Source organism: Priestia sp. 10L35 (genome assembly GCF_056395685.1).
The window spans coordinates 741,553-761,633 of the sequence record NZ_JBFTKA010000003.1; the positions used below are offsets into that span (position 1 = coordinate 741,553).

18 protein-coding genes and 2 riboswitches are annotated in these 20,081 nt (G+C 40.2%); of the genes, 3 read left to right on the forward strand and 15 right to left on the reverse strand.

Annotated elements, in window-relative coordinates:
- Window positions 1–87: 87 nt before the first annotated feature.
- From AC1DEF_RS15195 to AC1DEF_RS15235, 9 genes are all read right to left on the reverse strand, one after another.
- On the reverse strand, window positions 88–705 hold the full coding sequence (locus tag AC1DEF_RS15195; protein WP_043981097.1) for an acetate uptake transporter: 618 nt from the start codon (window positions 703–705) through the stop codon (window positions 88–90).
- Window positions 706–847: 142 nt separating this feature from the next.
- Complete coding sequence (gene metE, locus AC1DEF_RS15200; RefSeq protein WP_097822960.1) at window positions 848–3,142, reverse strand: 5-methyltetrahydropteroyltriglutamate--homocysteine S-methyltransferase; 2,295 nt, start codon at window positions 3,140–3,142, stop codon at window positions 848–850.
- A 150-nt stretch (window positions 3,143–3,292) separates the two neighbouring features.
- A riboswitch (cobalamin riboswitch) is annotated at window positions 3,293–3,481 on the reverse strand.
- A 79-nt stretch (window positions 3,482–3,560) separates the two neighbouring features.
- Window positions 3,561–3,671, reverse strand: a riboswitch (SAM riboswitch).
- Between the two features lie 79 nt (window positions 3,672–3,750).
- Complete coding sequence (locus AC1DEF_RS15205) at window positions 3,751–4,002, reverse strand: hypothetical protein (protein WP_033580155.1); 252 nt, start codon at window positions 4,000–4,002, stop codon at window positions 3,751–3,753.
- 421 nt (window positions 4,003–4,423) lie between these two features.
- Window positions 4,424–5,299 (reverse strand): metallophosphoesterase family protein, encoded by an 876-nt coding sequence (locus AC1DEF_RS15210; protein ID WP_242614918.1) that lies wholly within the window; start codon window positions 5,297–5,299, stop codon window positions 4,424–4,426.
- Between the two features lie 296 nt (window positions 5,300–5,595).
- On the reverse strand, window positions 5,596–5,730 hold the full coding sequence (locus AC1DEF_RS15215) for a hypothetical protein (protein WP_255255682.1): 135 nt from the start codon (window positions 5,728–5,730) through the stop codon (window positions 5,596–5,598).
- A 144-nt stretch (window positions 5,731–5,874) separates the two neighbouring features.
- A complete protein-coding gene (locus AC1DEF_RS15220) occupies window positions 5,875–7,254 on the reverse strand; it encodes a sugar porter family MFS transporter (RefSeq protein WP_097822961.1) in 1,380 nt (459 codons plus the stop codon).
- Window positions 7,255–7,401: 147 nt separating this feature from the next.
- Window positions 7,402–8,826 carry an L-arabinose isomerase gene (gene araA / locus AC1DEF_RS15225; protein WP_097822962.1) on the reverse strand — a complete coding sequence of 475 codons (1,425 nt, stop codon included), beginning with the start codon at window positions 8,824–8,826 and terminating at the stop codon, window positions 7,402–7,404.
- Window positions 8,827–8,855: 29 nt separating this feature from the next.
- Window positions 8,856–9,554 carry an L-ribulose-5-phosphate 4-epimerase gene (locus AC1DEF_RS15230; protein WP_097822963.1) on the reverse strand — a complete coding sequence of 233 codons (699 nt, stop codon included), beginning with the start codon at window positions 9,552–9,554 and terminating at the stop codon, window positions 8,856–8,858.
- Complete coding sequence (locus tag AC1DEF_RS15235; protein WP_097822964.1) at window positions 9,548–11,179, reverse strand: xylulokinase; 1,632 nt, start codon at window positions 11,177–11,179, stop codon at window positions 9,548–9,550. Before AC1DEF_RS15235 ends, AC1DEF_RS15230 begins: the two co-directional genes overlap by 7 nt.
- A 338-nt stretch (window positions 11,180–11,517) precedes the next feature.
- On the opposite strand from AC1DEF_RS15235, the gene AC1DEF_RS15240 reads away from it, so the two are divergent.
- Window positions 11,518–12,624: a GntR family transcriptional regulator gene (locus AC1DEF_RS15240; RefSeq protein WP_013058239.1), complete on the forward strand. Its 1,107-nt coding sequence runs from the start codon at window positions 11,518–11,520 to the stop codon at window positions 12,622–12,624.
- Window positions 12,625–12,714: 90 nt separating this feature from the next.
- Here AC1DEF_RS15240 and AC1DEF_RS15245 read toward each other — a convergent pair whose 3' ends face one another.
- Window positions 12,715–13,698 carry an HD domain-containing protein gene (locus tag AC1DEF_RS15245; RefSeq protein ID WP_097822965.1) on the reverse strand — a complete coding sequence of 328 codons (984 nt, stop codon included), beginning with the start codon at window positions 13,696–13,698 and terminating at the stop codon, window positions 12,715–12,717.
- A 230-nt stretch (window positions 13,699–13,928) separates the two neighbouring features.
- Between AC1DEF_RS15245 and AC1DEF_RS15250 the strand changes: the two genes are divergently transcribed.
- A complete protein-coding gene (locus AC1DEF_RS15250; protein WP_013058241.1) occupies window positions 13,929–14,309 on the forward strand; it encodes a FixH family protein in 381 nt (126 codons plus the stop codon).
- A gap of 45 nt (window positions 14,310–14,354) precedes the next feature.
- On the opposite strand, the gene AC1DEF_RS15255 is transcribed toward AC1DEF_RS15250, so the two are convergent.
- From AC1DEF_RS15255 to AC1DEF_RS15275, 5 genes are all read right to left on the reverse strand, one after another.
- Window positions 14,355–14,732 carry a hypothetical protein gene (locus AC1DEF_RS15255; RefSeq protein ID WP_097822966.1) on the reverse strand — a complete coding sequence of 126 codons (378 nt, stop codon included), beginning with the start codon at window positions 14,730–14,732 and terminating at the stop codon, window positions 14,355–14,357.
- Between the two features lie 73 nt (window positions 14,733–14,805).
- Window positions 14,806–15,489 carry a hypothetical protein gene (locus AC1DEF_RS15260; RefSeq protein ID WP_097822967.1) on the reverse strand — a complete coding sequence of 228 codons (684 nt, stop codon included), beginning with the start codon at window positions 15,487–15,489 and terminating at the stop codon, window positions 14,806–14,808.
- 180 nt (window positions 15,490–15,669) lie between these two features.
- On the reverse strand, window positions 15,670–17,037 hold the full coding sequence (locus tag AC1DEF_RS15265) for a nucleoside recognition domain-containing protein (RefSeq protein WP_377574861.1): 1,368 nt from the start codon (window positions 17,035–17,037) through the stop codon (window positions 15,670–15,672).
- Window positions 17,038–17,050: 13 nt separating this feature from the next.
- Complete coding sequence (locus AC1DEF_RS15270; protein WP_097822969.1) at window positions 17,051–17,782, reverse strand: FeoB small GTPase domain-containing protein; 732 nt, start codon at window positions 17,780–17,782, stop codon at window positions 17,051–17,053.
- Window positions 17,775–18,032: a FeoA family protein gene (locus tag AC1DEF_RS15275; protein WP_013058246.1), complete on the reverse strand. Its 258-nt coding sequence runs from the start codon at window positions 18,030–18,032 to the stop codon at window positions 17,775–17,777. Before AC1DEF_RS15275 ends, AC1DEF_RS15270 begins: the two co-directional genes overlap by 8 nt.
- A gap of 432 nt (window positions 18,033–18,464) precedes the next feature.
- Here AC1DEF_RS15275 and AC1DEF_RS15280 point away from each other — a divergent pair, with 432 nt between their 5' ends.
- Window positions 18,465–19,394 carry a DUF3298 and DUF4163 domain-containing protein gene (locus AC1DEF_RS15280; protein WP_043981075.1) on the forward strand — a complete coding sequence of 310 codons (930 nt, stop codon included), beginning with the start codon at window positions 18,465–18,467 and terminating at the stop codon, window positions 19,392–19,394.
- The last annotated feature ends 687 nt before the right edge of the window (window positions 19,395–20,081 follow it).

A 20,081-nucleotide genomic window follows, 5' to 3' on the forward strand; every position in this document is an offset into this window, starting at 1 on the left:
TATATATAAAAATGCCCAAACAAAAAAGGATTGACCTCTGCATCATACAGAATTCAACCCTACTTCGCTTTTTAATTAACATCTTGATTATTTGATAAATGCTCCAAACGGCTTGCCCACCGGAAGCACAATTCGACCATAGTGAGTATTTAATACAGCCGCTGCAGATCCATAGAATGAAAACAGAGCAATCAATAGCTCTGACACTGCTGCTAGTAAGTGCGTGTACTCATACGCCACACCGAATGTACTTAGCGATAATCCAATGAATAAGAAATCAATTAACACAAAAATAATAAATAATACTTTATGAGTGCCCATTGCTCCAACTGTCATAAAAACGCTGAAAATCAAGTAGCCGACAAAAGCAAATGCGAGCTGCTTTGGATCCGCTTCTTTTGCGAGCGCTTCTCCAAATGCTCCAAGCTGAATAAGCCATGTCATAGCTACACCTAGCCAAAATAATCCGAAGGCACCAAAAGCAGTTGCGCCGAAGGTATTATTATGTTTGAAATCTTGCATAGACGCGATTAACTGTCCTATTCCGCCTAAAAAAACCGCCCATGGCAATACCAATGAAACACCATCGGTTACCCCAAGCTTTTGAAACGATGCAACAAGTGTCACCATGGCAAGTCCGAATAGACCTAGCGCTGATGGATCCGCTGTTACAATTTTAACGTGCTGCGTGCTGTTGTTACTCATGTTGTACCTCCCTGATTTTAAAAACACCTTTAAAAAGATACAAAAATGTACGGGAAGTGTCAATGGATATTTTTGGCCTTTTAAAATCCCATAAGACCAAGCAGTGTAGCGTTTACACTGCTTGGTCTTTAATTTCTTGTTATTAAATATTTTGTAATAAATTTTGTCTTGTTTGTTTTGCTGAAGTAACCATCACTTTTAAAGCTTCAACCGTCTCGCTGATTCCTCTTGTTTTAAGGCCGCAGTCGGGATTAATCCAAAATAATGCAGGATCAAGCACCTTTAGAGCGCGGTCAATGTTTCGCTGAAGCTCTTCAAGCTTCGGTACGCGCGGGCTGTGGATATCATATACGCCAAGTCCAATTCCTTGATTGTACGTATGTTTTTCAAACGCATAAATTAATTCGCCGTGGCTTTTAGATGTTTCAATGGAAATCACGTCGGCATCAAGCGCTTTAATCGCATCAATAATTTCTTCGAATTCCGAATAGCACATATGCGTGTGAATTTGCGTCTCGTTTTGCACCGATACCGTCGCTAGCTTGAACGCATACACCGCAGCATTTAAGTAGCTGTCCCAGTTTTCTCGTTTTAACGGCAGTCCTTCACGCAGCGCCGGTTCATCTACTTGAATCATTGAAATGCCCTGACTTTCAAGTGCTTCTACTTCTTTTCTAAGAGCAAGCGCAATTTGATTTGCGACGTCGTAGCGCGGGATATCATCACGCACAAACGACCAGTTTAAAATCGTAATCGGACCCGTCAGCATTCCTTTAACCGGCTTATTGGTTAGAGACTGTGCGTAGACCGTTTCTTTGATCGTCATCGCCTGCTCATACGATACATCTCCGTAAATAAGCGGCGGCTTCACGCAGCGAGAACCGTAAGATTGCACCCAGCCAAACTTCGTAAACTGAAAGCCTCCTAATTTCTCACCGAAGTATTCGACCATATCCGTACGCTCAAACTCTCCGTGCACAAGGACATCTAAGCCGATGTTTTCTTGAATTTCAATCCATTTTTTTATTTCCTCGTTAATGTACGCTTCATATGCTTCATCGCTTAACTCGCCTTTACGCCATTTTAGACGCTCTTTTCGCACTTCTTTTGTTTGCGGAAAGCTTCCAATCGTTGTCGTTGGAAGAAGCGGCAGTTGAAAAGCTTCTTGCTGAACGCGCTGACGTACGTCAAACGGCGCTTGTCGCTCTGCTTTATAGCTGTGCAGCTGCTTCAGCTCTTTTTGCACGTCTTGATGATTTCGAAAAGATGAACCATTTAATGCTTGAATTGCCTGTTTGCTTACGCTTATTTCTTCTTCTATTGCTTCTTTTCCTTGCTGCACCGCTTTTGTTAACAGCGTAATTTCCTTTAGCTTTTCATCTGCAAAAGAGAGCGCATTTTTCAATACTGGATCAATCGTCTCTTCATTTTTCACCGTGACAGGAACATGTAGCAGACTTGATGAAGGCTGCAGGATTAGACGATCTTTTGATACAGCTTCTTCAATTTCACTGATTGTTAAAAGCTGTTCGTCCAAATTTTCACGCCAAATGTTTCGTCCGTCAATCACTCCTGCTGCCAGCACTTTATCAGTCGGAAAACCATATTTATTAAGCGCAGTGAGATTTTCGCCTCGGTCATGCACAAAGTCTAAACCGATTCCTTCAACAGGAAGAGACACAACTTCTTTGTAGTGATCAACGCTGTCAAAATACGTTTGCAAAATGACTTTTACATTCGGTGCCGCTTCCTTCAAAGTTTGATAGACTTCTGTGTAAAGCGCCAGGTCTTCTTTTGATAGCGTTGTAGCTAAAACCGGCTCATCTATTTGTACCCACTCTACTCCTTCTGCTTGCAGCTCCGCTAAGATAGTTGCATAAAGCGGAACAAATTGTTCAACTACTTCTTTAAACTCACTTTTTTTATATCCTTTTGACAGCTTCACAAATGTTACTGGACCTAAAATCACGGGCTTACCTTCAATATTCAGCTTCTGTTTTGCTTCTTTGTAAAATTGAAGCGGGCGATTTTCTACAAGTGCCGGCGTACATTCCTCAAGCTCTGGTACAATATAGTGATAATTTGTGTTAAACCATTTTGTCATCGTAGAGGCTACCGCACCTTTTGTTCCTCGCGCAATCTCAAAATACGTTTCAAGCGATACCGCTCCCCCGTCATAATCAAAGCGCTTTGGCACCAAACCAAACATAACAGCTGTATCTAACACATGATCGTATAAGCTAAAATCGCCGACTGGAATCAATTCAATTCCTGCGTCACGCTGTTTTTTTAGATGCGCTAGACGAAGAGCTTCAATTTCTTGAAGAAAGATATCTTTCTCTAGTTTTCCTGCCCAAAACTGCTCAAGCGCTTTTTTCCATTCTCGTTTTTCACCAATTCTTGGATAACCTAAGTTCGAACTTTTTACACTGCTCATTTTTTCCACTCCCTGTATATTTTTTTATCGGTAAACTAAAAAATCTCTCTTTTCGAAATAAAAAGAGAGATGATACGCATACTTAACTAAAGTTGAGATAGCCTGTTTTTCTCAACACGTATTCCTCACTCCTCTCTATATCCCGTAGAGCTTAAGTGCATACAACAGGCAGGTCTCCTGACTTAGGTTCATCGCTTCCTATCCCTTCCCATTTCAAAATGAAACAGTGGTTAATAAGTTGCTCCCCATTACAGTGGCGGGACCGCGCCGGCTTTTCACCGGTCTTCCCTTTTAAGCTGCGTACATTCGTTACACAGCACCTGATGCATTTCTATGAAATTGTTTATTCAAAACACCTTCACATAAAATAAAAAGCCTCTATATCATGAATAGAGAGGCATAGTATCTATGAAATCCTCTCTTATTTTTCAAAGCTGTACGCTTTGCAGGATGTAGCACCTTTTTAACAAAATTGTTAAATGGTTGCCGGGCTTCACAGGGCCAGTCCCTCCGCCTCTCTCAATAAGAGTTTTAATTGTTTATAATGTTTTGAATTTAGAGTTATCTTAACACCTTACATTTACGTTGTCAAAAAAAATTTTAAAAAATCAGTTTTCAGGAGGTGCTGACGCTAATTTTTGCCTTAACAATTTGTAATCATCTTTTCGATGTGTTTCGATCAAGTCTTTTGCTCCTTGATGATACCCTGAAGAATAGATGTACTCTACCGCGGTTTCGATAAGCATTCTCTTTTCTTCCGCACACTCCCGATCCATTAAAGGGAACAGTCTACCTAAAAGGTCATTTAAATCTTCCTTAATAAAACGATTAAGTCCTTCTTGCATCTTTTCGTTTGCCATGATAGCTCCTCCATTTGCTGTGTATCTTCTAAGCCTCTATAAACAGGCAGTTCACTGTAAATTTTAAGATAAAGTTAAGTCATTAAACAGTATATCAAGTGAATGTTTTTCTTCAATTACATATGTAATACAAATATATGACAAATATAGAGAATATATCATTATTCACTATCTATTATAACGTTTGACTGAGCCTTCTGCTACAAGGTTTCGTTAAGAGTTATGTACGGTTTTCCCGCAGGGGTCCTCGCCTTGTCCTTCAATCACCTGCTAGAAAGACCTATACACATGAAACCTACGTTTGCCTTAACAAAAAAACGAACCACTAATCACACATCTTGATCGATGATTCGTTTCACTTCGTCTAAAACCCTTTTGTTCCAGCCTCTTTTTTTGAACCTAACTTTCTACTTTCTTGTTTTTACAAACAATTTCTTCGAGGTCGTCCAAAATCCTTCCAAAGAAGAGGACCTAAAATGTCGTACCTGCTTACAAAAAATTCCGTAAAATTATAATTATTTAAAATTAAAGGCGGCTCAAAATCAAGGGGAGCGCCGGCGCCTCCTGACAATACAAAATCAGTGCCTCTTCCAAGCGTAAACGACCCGTTTCTGTTTTTTCTAATAAACTGCTCGTCATACGCATGCACGTGGCTGACTAACACTTTTTTCACGCGGTGTTCTTGAATTAAATCAAAAAACTCTTGACTTTGAGGAGTCGTTACAGGAAACCCTTCAAGGTTTGTCCACCGACCGATATTTGGCTGCGCATGCATGGCTATAACGGTATTACGAGGAGCATCCTCTAGCTGCTGCTCTAAATAATTAAGCTCTCTATCTGTAAATCCATATATTTTATTTTTGGGACTGATGACATTATTTAATGCGATGCACCGGAAGTTAAAGACAGGAATATCAATAACCCAGTGTACTTTTCCGATAGTGGCTCTGAAGTTTTCGAGATTGCTTTCATCAAGGTACAGTTCATCATGATTCCCTACGCATACAAACATAGGAATGTTTGGGGCGATTTTTTCAACAACCTTAACAAAGTGCTCCAAATACTCTTTTTTCCCTGTATAGACGGTGTCTCCCCCATGAATAATAAACAGCGGGTTCAATTCCACCGCCTTTTTTAACACAAGCTCAAATTCACCGCTCATCGTGAAACAATTATCGTTTGGTCCGTCACCTCTGCTGTCTCCCATAAAAACAAAGTTAAATGGATCTCTCGGATTTAATTGTTTAATTCTTTGCTTTAATAACTTTTCAGAACGTTCATGAAGCGTCAAATTCATCAACTAGTTAATCCCCCTATTAATAAATAAATTTAGTTAAAAGTAAACAAGCTTACTTATTTATATGAGAATTTGTTGATGATGGTCACTACCTTCTTGTAAGCAGAACGCACATTTAGCTTTCGTTTTAGAAATTGCTAGTTATGAATATCTATTAAAGTCTACATTATGATAAGCTAACCTATCTTTCCATTTTATTAGGCACTAATAGGACAGGGTAAAAGATGAACTCTCTGTATCTACTAATAAGAAAGAGGCTGGGGACGAACAAAGGCCGACATGAGCTGAACCGCTTGTTACCCCGCAGTTGATTTCCGTGCAAGGCTTTGCTTTCCGCGGGCGGCCGATGAGCCTCCTCGTCGCTTGTGCGCCTGGGGGGTCTCATCTGTTCCGCTTGTCCCGCAGGAGTCTTCGCCTTGCTCTCCAATCAACTGCTAGAAGAAACGAAACAGCTGAAACCTGCGTTCACCATAAAAAAACGAACCACTAATCAAAGTGTTTGATTAGTGGTTCGTTTTTCACTTCAGCTAAAATACTTTTATCTCAGCATCTTACATTTAAAACATTTACGACAATTAAACATATTTATTACGCTCAACTGGACTTACAGAATTTCTTCCAGACCGAGCTGCCATGTCCGTTTCAATTTGCTCTAGGCTACGTCCTTTTGTTTCAACAACTACAAAACGTATGAAGAATAAACCGAGAATGCAAATGATCCCGAACGTTGAAAAGATAACGCCCAAACTAAACTGATCAGCTAAAATTGGGAACACAAGCCCTACTGCCAGCGATCCTGTCCAGTTAAAAGCAGATGAAATCCCAGCACCGATTCCACGTACAGAAAGCGGGAAAATTTCTCCTACAATGATCCACGTAAGCGGTGCCCAAGAAAACGCATAGCAAAGGATAAAGCAGCAAAGAGCAATTAACGTAACCCAGTTAACAACGACTTCATTAACGCCTAATGCTCCTAGAATAGCCGGTGTGAAAAATGAAAGAGCCATACCCGCGCCGCCAATCGTAAGAATGGTACGGCGGTTGAATCTATCGACAAACTGCAGAAAAATAAGTGTTGTCACGACGAAGATTACCCCAACAATAACCGTAAAACCAGCAGCTACCTGCGGGGCTAAACCAACTTGACGTGCAATGCTTGTTGCATAATAAACAATTGAGTTTGAGCCTTGAATCTGCTGAAAAGTTGCCATTCCGACGCCGATAATTAAAGCTAGACGAAACTTTTTCTGAAACAGCTGCTTAATGCCTGATTGTTCATGCACAGCTACGCTTTCAATTTCAGACACTTCAGCTTCTACTTCAGCTGTTGAGCGGCGAAGCGTACGCAACACTTCACGCGCTTTATCTGGCATTCCATTTTTAATTAAGTAGCGCGGCGACTCTGGAAGCTTGATCATACCGATGCATAATACAATCGCAAAAATACCGGCGCTGCCAAGCATGAGTCGCCAGCTGTTTGGAACCGGCTCAAAAATAAAGGCTACGATATAGCTTAATAATAATCCAATTACAATCATTAGCTGATTTAAACCTGAAAGCTTCCCGCGAATATGAGCAGGTGCGATTTCTGACATATAGGCAGGAACTAAAGAAGAAGCCGTTCCTACTGCTGTACCTAAAAAGACGCGCGCAATCGTTAACGTAATTTCCTCTGGTGCAATCGCGGAACCGATGGAGCCTAAAAGAAAGATGATCGACGAAATTAAAATTAACTTTCTTCTTCCAAACTTATCGCCTAATAATCCGCTTAAAATGGAACCGATAATTGCTCCTCCCATTAGCGACGAAACCACAAGCCCCAGCCAGAGCGGACTCAAATGAAACGCTTCACGGATATGACCTTCTGCACCAGCAATAATCCCAATATCATAACCGAATAAAATACCGGCAAATGAGCCGAAGAAGAAGATAAACTTACTTGATACTTTACTCATGATTATAGATCCCCTTTGTATTGTCTTAGTTTTGCTTCCTATCACACAATTTTAAAACGCTTTCATTTATTTCTAAAAACGGCGTTCTTTTACTAACGCTATATTTTTACTTCCAAGGAAGCAGCGCTCCCTCGGAAGTAGTGATGCTTACTTAATAATGACGTACTCTAGATCCACAAGCTTTGCATAGCTCACGATTTGATCGGTCGTTAAATTTAATGAAAGTACCGTATGATGGCCTCCTCCGTTTTCAATCCACGCTTTAACGCCGTCTTGGAAGTTTGGCTTAATGTTCCAAAGCACGCGCGCTACCGGAAGATGTGGAGCTGGAACTTCCGGCTCAAACGCCGATACTTCGTTAATTAACAGCTTGTAATGCGTACCGAAGTCGGCCATGGAAACCACTACGCCTTCTCCTTGTTTACCGTCAAACACTAAGCGGGCCGGATCTTCGCGGTTACCGATACCTAGCGGAGAAACGATTAGTTTTGGCTTGTTTACTGCTAGCGTCGGGTCTACTTCAAGCATGTGTGATTGAAGCACTGACTCACGTCCGGGTGCTAATTCATACGTGTAGTCTTCCATAAAGCCCGTTGACTGATTATGGCTCATTACTTTAAGCAAGCGGTCAAGCGCTGCTGTTTTCCAGTCTCCTTCACCAGCAAAGCCGTAGCCCTGTGCCATCAAGCGCTGTACGGCTAGACCTGGAAGCTGTTTCATACCGTATAGATCTTCAAAGTTAGTGGTAAAGGCGCTATAGCCGCCTTCATCTAGAAAACGTTTAATCGCAATTTCATAGCTTGCCTGTACTTTTACACTAGACTCCCAGTCTTCTGCAGAATAATCACCGTAGACAAATTCATACGCGTCTGCATATTCAGCAAATAAATGATTGATTTCTTCTTCCGTAACGGCATTGACATATTGAACAAGGTCACCGATTCCGAAGTAGTCAACCGTCCAGCCAAATTGAATTTGCGCTTCAATTTTGTCTCCTTCCGTTACGCCGACGCTGCGCATATTGTCACCGAAACGCGCAACTTTAATGTTGAAGCTTTCGTTATAAGCAGCGGCTACGTCCATCCACTGGGCAATTTGCTGCTGTACTTCGGGGCGCTCCCAGTAGCCCACTACGATTTTATTTTGCTTGTTCAAACGCGCGTTGATAAAACCGTATTCACGATCACCGTGAGCGGACTGATTCAAGTTCATAAAGTCCATATCAATCGTTTCCCAAGGAATGCTTTCGTTAAATTGTGTTGCTAAATGAAGCAGCGGTTTTTGCAGTAGTTTGGTACCGCGAATCCACATTTTTGCAGGCGAGAACGTATGCATCCACGTAATTACGCCGGCAACTTCATCTCGGTAATTCACTTCTTTCATCATCTTTGTAATCGTGTCAGCATTCACAGCTAAATCTTGCAGAACAATCGGATAAGGCAAGACACCGCTTTCATTTAAAGCATCAGTCATCGTTTGCGCGTGTGCTTTTACTTCTGCTAGCGCTTCTTTTCCGTAAAGATGCTGTGAACCAACAATAAACCAAAATTCTTTTTGAGCTGTTTTTAACATGATAATCCCCTTTTCTGTATGTAAGTCTTTTACTGTCCTTGCCCGTAATACGCATTTTGTCCGTGTTTTCGTAAATAATGTTTGTCTAATATACGCTGCGGCAGCTCTTCAGCCAGCCCGTTTAATTTTTGTGTAAAGAAGTTCATTTTGGATACTTCGTCTAATACGACGCTGTTCATTACCGCCGTTTTGGCATCTTTTCCCCACGTAAACGGCCCGTGCCCTTGAAGTAAAATGCCAGGAACCGCTAACACATCTAAGCCGCGCTCTTCAAATGTTTCGATAATCACCTTGCCGGTTTCCACTTCATATCCGTCATTCACTTCTTTTTCTGTCAAAAAGCGCGCGCACGGTACGGAACCATAAAAGGTATCGGCATGAGTCGTTCCCATTGCCTGCACATCAAGTCCTGCTTGAGCCCAAATGGTCGCCCAGGTTGAATGCGTATGGGCAATACCGCCGATTTGCGGGTAATGTTTATAGAGTACGGCATGTGTCAGCGTATCAGATGACGGATTAAGCTCACCTTCTACCACGTGACCATCTAGATCAACGACTACCATGTCTTGCGCCGTCATTTTCTCGTACGTCACGCCGCTTGGTTTAATTACAAACAAACCGCTGTCTCGATCAATGGCACTTACATTTCCCCACGTATACTTGACCAGTCCGTGTTTTGGCAAATCGACGTTTGCTTGAAATACTTCTTCTTTTAATTTATCTAGCACACTAATTCCTCCCGTTCTTCGCTGTGGTGCTCTGCAGCTACTTTTTCAATCACTAGCCCTTTTTTATATCTTTTAATAAATGCTTCAAACCCTTTTACATCGAGTTCGTCAGGATAAATTTCTTGTGCGGTTACTTCTTTAAAGACTTTATCATCCAAGAAATCTTCTAAACTTTCATTCTCATTTTTATTAAGCATATAAGAAGAAAGAATAGCCATTCCCCACGCGCCGCCTTCTCCAGCTGTGTCCATGACGGAAACCGGGGTATTAATTGCCGCTGCCATCATTTTTTGACCAACTACCGGCGTTTTAAATAATCCTCCGTGCGCTAAAATACTGTGAATCTTTACGTTTTCTTCTTTGACTAAAAGATCCATCCCTATTTTTAAAGCGCCAAAAGCTGTAAAAAGATGCGTTCGCATAAAGTTTGCTAGATTAAAATTACTTTTTGCTGAACGAACAAATAGCGGACGTCCACTTTCTACTCCGGTAATATTTTCACCTGAGAAATAGCCGTAGCTAAGCAAGCCTCCTCCATCAGGATCAGCTTCTAGCGCTTTATTTAACATCACTTCGAATAATTTATCCGACTCTACTTTTTGTCCCATCGCCTCCGAAAATTCGCGAAACAATCCGAGCCAGGCGTTTAAGTCGCTTGAGCAGTTATTCGCATGGACCATTCCAACTGGACTGCCGTTTGGCGTAGTAACCAAATCAATTTCCGGATAAACGTTTGAAAGCTTTTTATCTAGTACAATCATCGCAAAAACAGACGTTCCTACTGAAACATTTCCCGTGCGTTTTCTTACGCTGTTTGTCGCCACCATTCCCGTTCCCGCATCTCCTTCTGGAGGACAAAATGGAATTCCCGGCTGCAAATTTTTTGATTGATCTAAAATACTAGCCCCAATGGCTGTTAATGTACCTGCTTGCTCGCCTGAAGTATGGACTGCAGGCAGAATATCTGATAGTTGCCACGGATACCCTTTATGAGAAATGAGATCATCAAACTGCTTCATCATCGCTTCACTGTAATTTTGCGTGCGTTCATCAATTGGAAACATTCCTGAAGCATCTCCAATGCCAAGCGCCTTACTGCCTGTCAGCAGCCAGTGAATATAGCCGGCTAGCGTTGTCATGTAATCAATGCGCGGCAGATGTTTTTCTTGATTGATGATTGCCTGATACAGATGCGCAATGCTCCATCGTTCAGGAATATTAAATTGGAAATGTTCAGTTAATTCTTTTGCTGCTGCGCTTGTTGTTGCATTACGCCACGTTCGAAACGGAACAAGCAGCTCACCCGTTTTATCAAATGCCATATATCCGTGCATCATAGCTGAAACGCCGATGGAGCCAACTGTTCGAATCGTGATCCCGTAGCTTCGTTCCACTTCTTGCTTCATTTCACGGTAAGCACTTTGCAGACCTGTAATAATATCGAGTAATTTGTACGTCCAAAAACCGTCTTCTAAGAGATTTTCCCATTCATAACTGCCTGATGCGATCGTTTCAAAGTTTTCATCAATCAGCACCGCTTTAATACGAGTAGATCCAAGTTCAATTCCAAGGGACGTTTTCCCTTTAGCAATTGCTTGTTTTATGCTTTCTTGAGTTGTTTTCACGTTTAATCTCCTTTCTGATAGCTATAAAGATACCTATAGCAGTAAGGAAGCGCTTTCCGTTTTATGTAACGCTGTTTGAATTTGTTAACAACTTAAGTATATTTATTTGTACGTACATTTGTCAATATAAAAATTATATATGCACACAAATATTCAAAACACCATACTATTCCCTTCTCAAACTTTTAAAAAATCGGTATCCAACCCTTAAATCATTCTCCTTTCGATTAAAAATCAAGGAAATCTTTTCATTTATTCACGTTCATGATAAAATATGTCCATACAAATTTTATACATAAAAAAAGTTGAATGTATACAACTACGAAAGAAGTGAAAACATGAAGCCAAAATATCAGGTGATTATTGAGGATATAAAAAGCAAAATTCTTTCAGGCGATTACAGCATGGGCGAACAAATCCCTACTGAATCGGTTATGCAAGAAACGTATGGTGTCAGCAGACATACGGTTCGAAAAGCCATTTTAGAGCTGTCGAATGAAGGTTTTTTAAGAAGTGAAAAAGGCTCTGGCACCTATGTGAGCAATCAGTATCAATCCAAATCTAGCGGGGCTTCTGCCAACAAAACAATCGGCGTAATTACCACGTATATTTCCGACTATATTTTCCCTTCTATTATTCGCGGAATTGAAAGCAGATTAAATAAAGATAATTATTCGCTGCTGCTGGCGAGCACGAATAATGATGTAGAACAAGAAAAAAAAGCATTGGAAATGATGCTTTCCTACGGAGTAGACGGTCTAATTGTTGAGCCTACAAAAAGTAATTTGTACAATCCAAACATCTCGTATTATTTATCATTCAAAGAACAAGACGTTCCGTTTACGATGATTAACGCCTACTACGAAGAATTGGACGTTCCGTTTTTTTGTCTAGACGACGTTCAGTCAAGCTACCTTGCCACAAATGAATTAATTTCAAAAGGTCATACACAAATTGGACTCATCGCAAAAATGGATGACCTGCAAGGAAAGTACCGAATGAAAGGCTACATAAAAGCGCTTGGTGAAGCAAAGCTCCGCTTTCAGCCTGAGCATATTTTGTCTTTTAACACCGAAACAAAGCTTGATTTGTACGCTAATTTAAAGACGTTTCTTACTGAAAATCAAGACGAAATGACGGCTCTTGTCTGCTATAACGATGAAGTCGGATTAGAAGTTGTAAATGTATGCAGACAGCTTGGCATTTCTATTCCGGACAAGTTGTCAATTATTGGTCAAGACAATTCGTACATCGCTAAAAATGCGACGATTAATTTAACAACTTTAACCCATCCGCAGGAACAAATGGGACACGACGCGGCGGATTGGATTATTAAAAAGCTGCAGGGCAAAAAAGAGTTACCAACCGAAACCTACTATCAGCCTGTATTAGTTGAAGGTGAAACGATTAAAGAGTTAAATGCGAAGCGTGATGAAGTTCGTTAAGAGAAGGCTTCCTTAGAGGTCTATAAAACTTCTTATGAGAGAAAGGGATGCACATTATTATGCATCCCTTTCTTTATGTAATGATTCCCTTTATAACGGAGCCTGAATGCTGAGATATACTCCTTTTTCTATCTTTTGTTTTGCTTCTTCTATTACTCTTTTAGCGGTAAGTGATAACTGAGATACAGGAGCCGCCCCATCTGAACCAATAACAAGAGGATCAACCCAGCGCATTTTTGTCGTTTGGTGAACATCATGACAAGACGCTGTTCCTTTTTGTACTTTGCTGTTAAAAAGAGCAGATAACACCCCTTCAATGCTGCTATCTCCAGCATTTTTCAGCAACCGAACCACATCGTCATCCTGCTTTAAAAAATCTTCTATAGATAAAATATCTTTTTGCAAAGCGAGCTTGATAATTTTCGTCAGCTGATAGTTGCCAAACATATTAAGCGGATTCATAAAAAAGCCAATTACTTCTCTATAATAAGCATCCACAAACCATTCTGCCGCTGATAAATTACTGCATGCCATTTGTCCATTAAATACGACAAGCTGATCTAAAAATGTATGCACTTCTTGTAAAGTAATCTCCCCGCATACGTACAAATCCCGCAGCGTATAATCCACGCGGTCAGCGCATAAGTGCGGAGCGTTCTGTTCGAGCAGCGTCCATTGGCTTTCATCAAGTAAGATATCTTGCCAGTTTAAACCGGCGCTCTTTAAAATAGGAGGAATAGACGACTGGGCCACAATTTGTTCGTAAATCGTTTCATGATAATTTTCTTCTTTTTGTTCCAAAACATAGTCAATCACATGAGAAAATGCCGTATGTGAAACGTCATGTAATAAAGCCGCTATTTGCTCTTCCAAAGAGCCTCCTAATCTGTTGACAAGCATCATCGCACCAACGGAATGATCATATCGAGTAGTATTCCAGTTTTCATTTACAAACCGGCTCGCTCCGCCTTGGTAAATTCCTTTTAAACGCTGTACGGGATCACTTTGAATGAGTTCTAAAAGAACGCCGTCTATTTCAAATTTCCCGTACAGCTCATCATAAAGTATGAGCATATTTCTCTCTCCTTTTCCTAGCTTATTATGTTTAATCCTAAGCTCAAGACGGAATGCTGTAAAGTTGTGTTGCGATCGTAAACTATTTTTTGTGACAAAATGTTCGAGTTTCTTGCCGTCACACTCATAAAAATCACTCATTGGGATGATTTTATTTTGTGACTTCAGTGATAAAGTTTTATGGAGAAATGTATTCACTAATAGGATATAAGATAAAAAAGGAGATATTTATGAAAAAGCTTAGCATGCTGCTGCTCGTTTTAGTCATTGCCGTGGTCGGCTGTTCAAAAGGAAATGAGCAACAGTCACAGGAAGTAAAAGGAACAATTGAAGTGCCGCAAACTATTAAAGCAAACGAAAAAACATCTATTAACGTACTCGTTACACAAGGAGATAAAAAAATCGAAAATGCAGACGCCGTACAGATTCAAGTTGAAAAAGAAGGCTATATTAACCAGGAAATGATCGATGCCAAACATCAGGATAACGGCGCATACAGCACGGACTATACGTTCAAAGACGACGGCGAATATACGATTACCGCTCATGTGACGATAAAAGGCGACATGAAAATGTTTACGAAAAAAGTGACGGTTGGCGAGAAAAAGTAAATAGCCTATCAAAAAGCGACCTCTGCTTGTCAAAGGTCGCTTTTATTATTTCTTTGATTCTTTAATACGGTCAAGATACTGCTTCGCATGAAGCAGACCAAGATTTTTTTCTTTTCGTATGTATTTAATAGCCTGCACATCACTTCGGCCATTCATAACCATCAAATTGACTCTGTTTTCAAAAGCCTCGTCTTTCTCTATTTCTAGCTGCTTCCACTCTTCATCTAAATCACGTTTAGGTGTTTTGAGCAGGAATATCACGAGTATAACAAGAACGCTACTTGTGGTGATATAAAGCCAAAGCCAATCGAGAAACCAGCTGTTAATCACATTCACTACGATGAGAATGGTGAAACAAGAGTATAGCCTTGTTTGATACTTATTAGCTTTTTTTGAATCTATTTTATTAGAAAATATCCCCACCGTCAGCCTCCTTTTAGCACGTTATCCGCGCTTTTTTCTACTAATCTCTCTTAGTGTAAACTGCAGCTTCTTTTTACCTGATGATGACGCTTTTGGTCGTACCCTCGCTTGTCTGATAGCTTCCCGAACTGTTGCTGCCAATCACTTGTATGCTGCCGTAATTACGATAATCTTTGTCCGAAGCATGAGAGGTTTGTAGTTGTTTTAACTCCGTTCCCTCTAAAATAAAGTAAGGGCCGTCATAACTCGTATTCTCGTACTCACCGGAAGAATAAAGGTGCGTGTACACATAGCGACTAGTTGTAAAGAAATGCTGATTATTAAGAACCTCTACCTTCGAAAAAAACTCATCTGCGGTCATTAATCGGTCATATTGAGCAGGCTTTCGATCAACTTTGTCACTTGTAACCGTTAAACGATCCTCTCCTTTGTCTTCACAAGAAAAACATGAGCTGTAATGTAACGTTGTATAGGAATTATGATCAGAAGGATCTATTACTGTAAACCGCATAGAAGATATGTTTTGATTCCTATCGAGCGTTAAACGAAAATCTTCTATTTTTGCATTGTTCTTTGACAGCTGCTGTTCTTTTCGAAATGATTCCCAGCTTTTGCTTACTTCTCCAGACTTCAGCTCATCTCTTGTAAATAGAAGCGTTTGTTTTGTACCTTTATAAACGACATTTACAATACTGAGAATAAGGAGAGCAAGGATTCCCAGCCAGCAGATGGTTTCTGCTGCCTTGTTTTTCGCCATAGTTGTTCTCCCCCAGAAGTTACATGTGTGCGTATCATAAAACAAATACACATCATACAAATTACCATTTCTCCTAAAAAATATCAATCAATCTTACATTATAAAACTGAAAATCTAGTTAATTAACAACTCATAAAAAATACAGGGCTCTTTTTAAAACCCTGCACTTTTATATCATATTTAAATAAGGTTAAACGCTTTTACCACTTGAGCAACCGTAAACGTAACGCCAATCGCAATCACTGTTGGTATTGCAAAAGCAAGAAACGTCCACTTGACATTTTTGGTTTCTTTATAAATATTCACAAGCGTCGTTCCGCACGGAAAATGCAGAAGCGAAAACAACATCATGTTAAGAGCTGTTAGCCACGTCCAGTGGTGGTCAAGGAAAATTTGTTTCAGTCGAGTTGCATCTTCAATTTCAATTAATGAGCCCGTTGATAAATACGCCATCAGTAGAACCGGTACAACAATTTCATTAGCGGGCAAGCCAATGATAAAAGCAGCTAGTATATACCCGTCTAGCCCCAGCGTCTTGGCAAACGGATCAAGAAACTGAACGAAGTGCATTAAAATACTTGTGTCACCGATATAGATATTAGCCAATACCCACGTTAACACCGCCGCGGGTGCTGCAACAATAATCGCGCGTTTTAACACAAACAGTGATTTATCCAGCGTCGCGCGCACAATCGTATCAACAAATTTCGGCTTGCGGTAAGGCGGAAGCTCTAGCGTATAGTGTGTTGGTACTCCGCGCAGCGCCGTTTTAGAAAGTGCCCACGATACGAACAGCGTCACCACAATTCCGAATAACACTGTTCCGACTACCACAAGCGCCGTTACGAATGTTTTAGCACTCCCTGTAAAGCCTGTTGCCATAAATAAAGAAGCTAACAAAATCAGCGTAGGCCATCTGCCGTTACACGGAACAAAGTTATTTGTTAAAATCGCCATCATACGTTCACGCGGCGATTCAATAATACGGGTTGACATAATCGCTGCGGCGTTACATCCAAATCCCATCGCCATCGTCAGTGACTGCTTGCCGTGTGCGCCTGCTCGTTTGAACAGACGATCCATATTAAACGCGACGCGAGGCAAGTAGCCGTAGTTTTCTAAAAGCGCAAACACCGGGAAAAAGATGGCCATCGGAGGCAGCATCACGCTAATGACCCATCCTGTACCTCGAAACAGTCCTAATACAAGAATTCCGTGCAGCCATTCCGGCGCATGCATCATTTGAAAGAAAGCTGTTAAATACCCTTCCGCCCAGCCAAATCCTTGTGCGATTAATCCGGAAGGAACGTTTGCGCCGGCTATGGTGATATAAAAGATGACCGATAAAATGCCAAGCATAATTGGAAATCCCCAGATCGGCGAAGTGAAGACTTTATCCAATTTCTCCGTGCGCTGAAGCTTTGAGCGGTCTTCGTACACAACTGATTTTTTACATATTTGCTGTGACGACTTGTAAATGCTTGCGACCATATTTGAACGATGATCTTTTTCTTTTGCCTGCTGAGCATAGCGTGTTAGCTGTTCCATGGCTAATGAGTTTTCAGGAGTTAACGGATTTCCCATATGCGCTGTTCCTCCTTTCTGTGTGACTGGTGTCTTGCTGCTGACGCTGCTGAATCGTTTCTAAAAATGATGTGTCTCCATCAAGAACCCGTAAAGCAATCCAGCGGAGAGGAAATTGATTTCCCACAATAGAAGCAACTTGAGGTTCTAGCTCCTTTAGTGACGCTTCAATTTCTTTTGTGTACTGCACCTGGTAAGGATTTAGCTGTACCTGCCCGCTTACGACTTGTTCAATAGCATCTAGCAAATTCGTAATTCCTTTTTTATTGCGTGCTGATATAGGTACAACCGGTACGCCTAGCGATTCAGCGAGCTTTTTTTCATTAATCACAATTCCTTTTTTCTTTGCTTCATCCATTAAGTTCACGCAAATCACGACGTTTTCAGTCATTTCCATTACCTGCAGCGCTAAATTAAGATTTCGCTCCATCGCCGTTGCATCGACCACCACAACCGTAACGTCAGGTCTTTCAAATAAAATATAGTCACGCGCTACTTCTTCGTCCGCTGAGTTTGAATAAAGTGAATACGTTCCAGGCAAATCGACGATTGTGTAGAGCTGCTGGTGATGTTCAAACGTCCCTTCTGCTTTGGCTACGGTTTTCCCCGTCCAGTTTCCCGTATGCTGCTTGAGACCGGTTAAGCTATTAAATAACGTACTTTTTCCTGTGTTCGGATTTCCTGCTAATGCAATACGATACTTACTCACCGTCGTCACCTACTTTTTTTACATAAATTTTTGAGCTCTCTTCTTTTCTGAGACCAATCGTTGTATGACTGACTTGATAGGCAACAGGATCTCCTAACGGGCTTTTTTGAAGCACTTTGATAATTGCTCCTGGAATAAATCCTAAATCTAACAAGCGTCGCTTTAAGGCACCTTCGATTTCGATTCGCTCTAGCTGTACCGTTTCACCTGTCGTAAATGTAGACAATGGATAATTATTTACACTAGCCATCTATTTTTCGTCCCTTCTCATTTTTTACCTAAGGTTATGTTTTTTTCACCAGACCAACTTTTAAGGTAAAAAAAATATGCTCGTTGATTTTTAATAAGGTATTCTGCTGGTGCAGAAAAATGAACATGTCAGCATCATTTATTTAAAATTTTCAGTTTTTACTTGTCATGATACCGAAAGTTTACCACAGGAAACTTTTTTAGTCTAGGGTAAAATACTGTGTTTTTTCTTATTTCTACTGAAGGCATAAAGTGCGCCGGCTATTTTATTTAATCATTTAATAAGAGGAATCAAGTCGAAAAATAATTTAGTAAACACGAATTAACAAAAGTGAAAAACTGTAAAAATATGCTATACTAGTGAATGGGTTTTTTTTGAAAATAAAGTATTGATTAGCTTTAAAACCTCAAAAAATCACTTTAGGGGGCTTTTATGAAAAAGTTCAAAAGAGTTAGCGCAGTTGTTTTAGGTTTGGCTTTGTTATTCTCACCGCTTGCTCCGCAAACAGTTGCAGAAGCAAAAGTGGTGTGGGGGAATCAGGAACTGGTTAAAGGGCAAATAGGACGCGTTACCGTTTTAAAGAACACGAATCTTTACAACATTAAAAACAACAAGTTAGTAGCGGCTAGAAAAGTGACAAAAGGGCAAGTATTCCGCGTGTATTCTGAGTCCAGCAAATTTGGTGGTCTGTATGGGGTATCAAAGGGTACCTATGCTCAGAAGTCATCAAGTATTAAGTATGAAAAAGCACCTAGTGACAAAATTCAAGCACTAGGAGTAACGGTTACGAAGAAATCTTTAGCAAGCAACATTAGCTATCCGCAGGTGTCCGGCCTTATCAATAAACCATTTGAAGCTAGCTATAATCGAAAATTTTTAAACATTGCGAAAGAAGCACAAAAAGAACACAACGAGCTAAAAGAACAGGAAAAGGAAGACCGTAAAAACGGCTGGGCACCAGGTCCTTATTCTCGTAATATGACATACTCTGTACCTTACAACCAAGATAATATTTTAAGTGTTGCTATTACGAATGATGCGTACGCTGGCGGCGCTCACGGCAACGCTTGGATTGATACTTATAATTACGATTTATTGAAAGCTCGACAAATTAGCTTGAAAGATATTATTAACAACAACACTAAGTTGAATAAAGTTAATAACTATATTCGTAATGAAATGATTGCTCGCAATAAAAAAGGTGCTCAGTTCTGGGTTAATGAATTTAAGTCTGTAAACTTAAAAGAAGATCAGTTTTACTACACAAGTAGCGGCATTGCCATTATATTTGGTGAGTATGAGTACGGCCCTTATTCTAACGGCATTCATACGTTTAAAATCCCGTCCAGCGTTTATAAATAAGCTAATCGTATAAAACAAAAAAGAAGCTTACGAATCATCAGTTCATAAGCTTCTTTTTCTTTTTTTCTGCAAAATAAGCAGAGTAAAAAAGAAAGGTTATTCCTAATCCCCTTCCCTTTTACCATCATTTTTTCGGATATTGCAGAAAATCAAATTATACAGCCATGGAAGAACTCAGGGCTGCCTACATTACGCTGCTGATAGCCGAGGAAAACTGCTTTTTGAGGTATTTTTATAGCGTTTGAAAAAGTGAAATGGTCAGAACTAACGTCAGCAAGGAGCCTGCGGATGTTAACATCATTATTTTTCGGTTACTCTGATTCTTTTCAGGTTTTAAAAACTCTTGAATGGCTACAAACCAGACAACAAAAGTGATTAAAGAAAGTATCCCCATAGATATACGAGCATCTCCATTCATATATGTATTTAAATTTTTAACCCATCTAATCAACAAGCTTTTCAGACCAAGTTACTAAAATAAATGCCACTTCTCATCTAATATTAACATAAAATCCCATAAATATTTAATGCATTGTGTAAAACCACAATATTTAAAAAAACAAGCTATTTATAAAACACTCTTTTGAACTAAAAATAGACATACAGCTGTCTTTGTCTATTCTCCTTTTTACAAATGATATACTTATTTATAGAAAATTTTCTCAAAGCTCACCCAGTACTTACCCT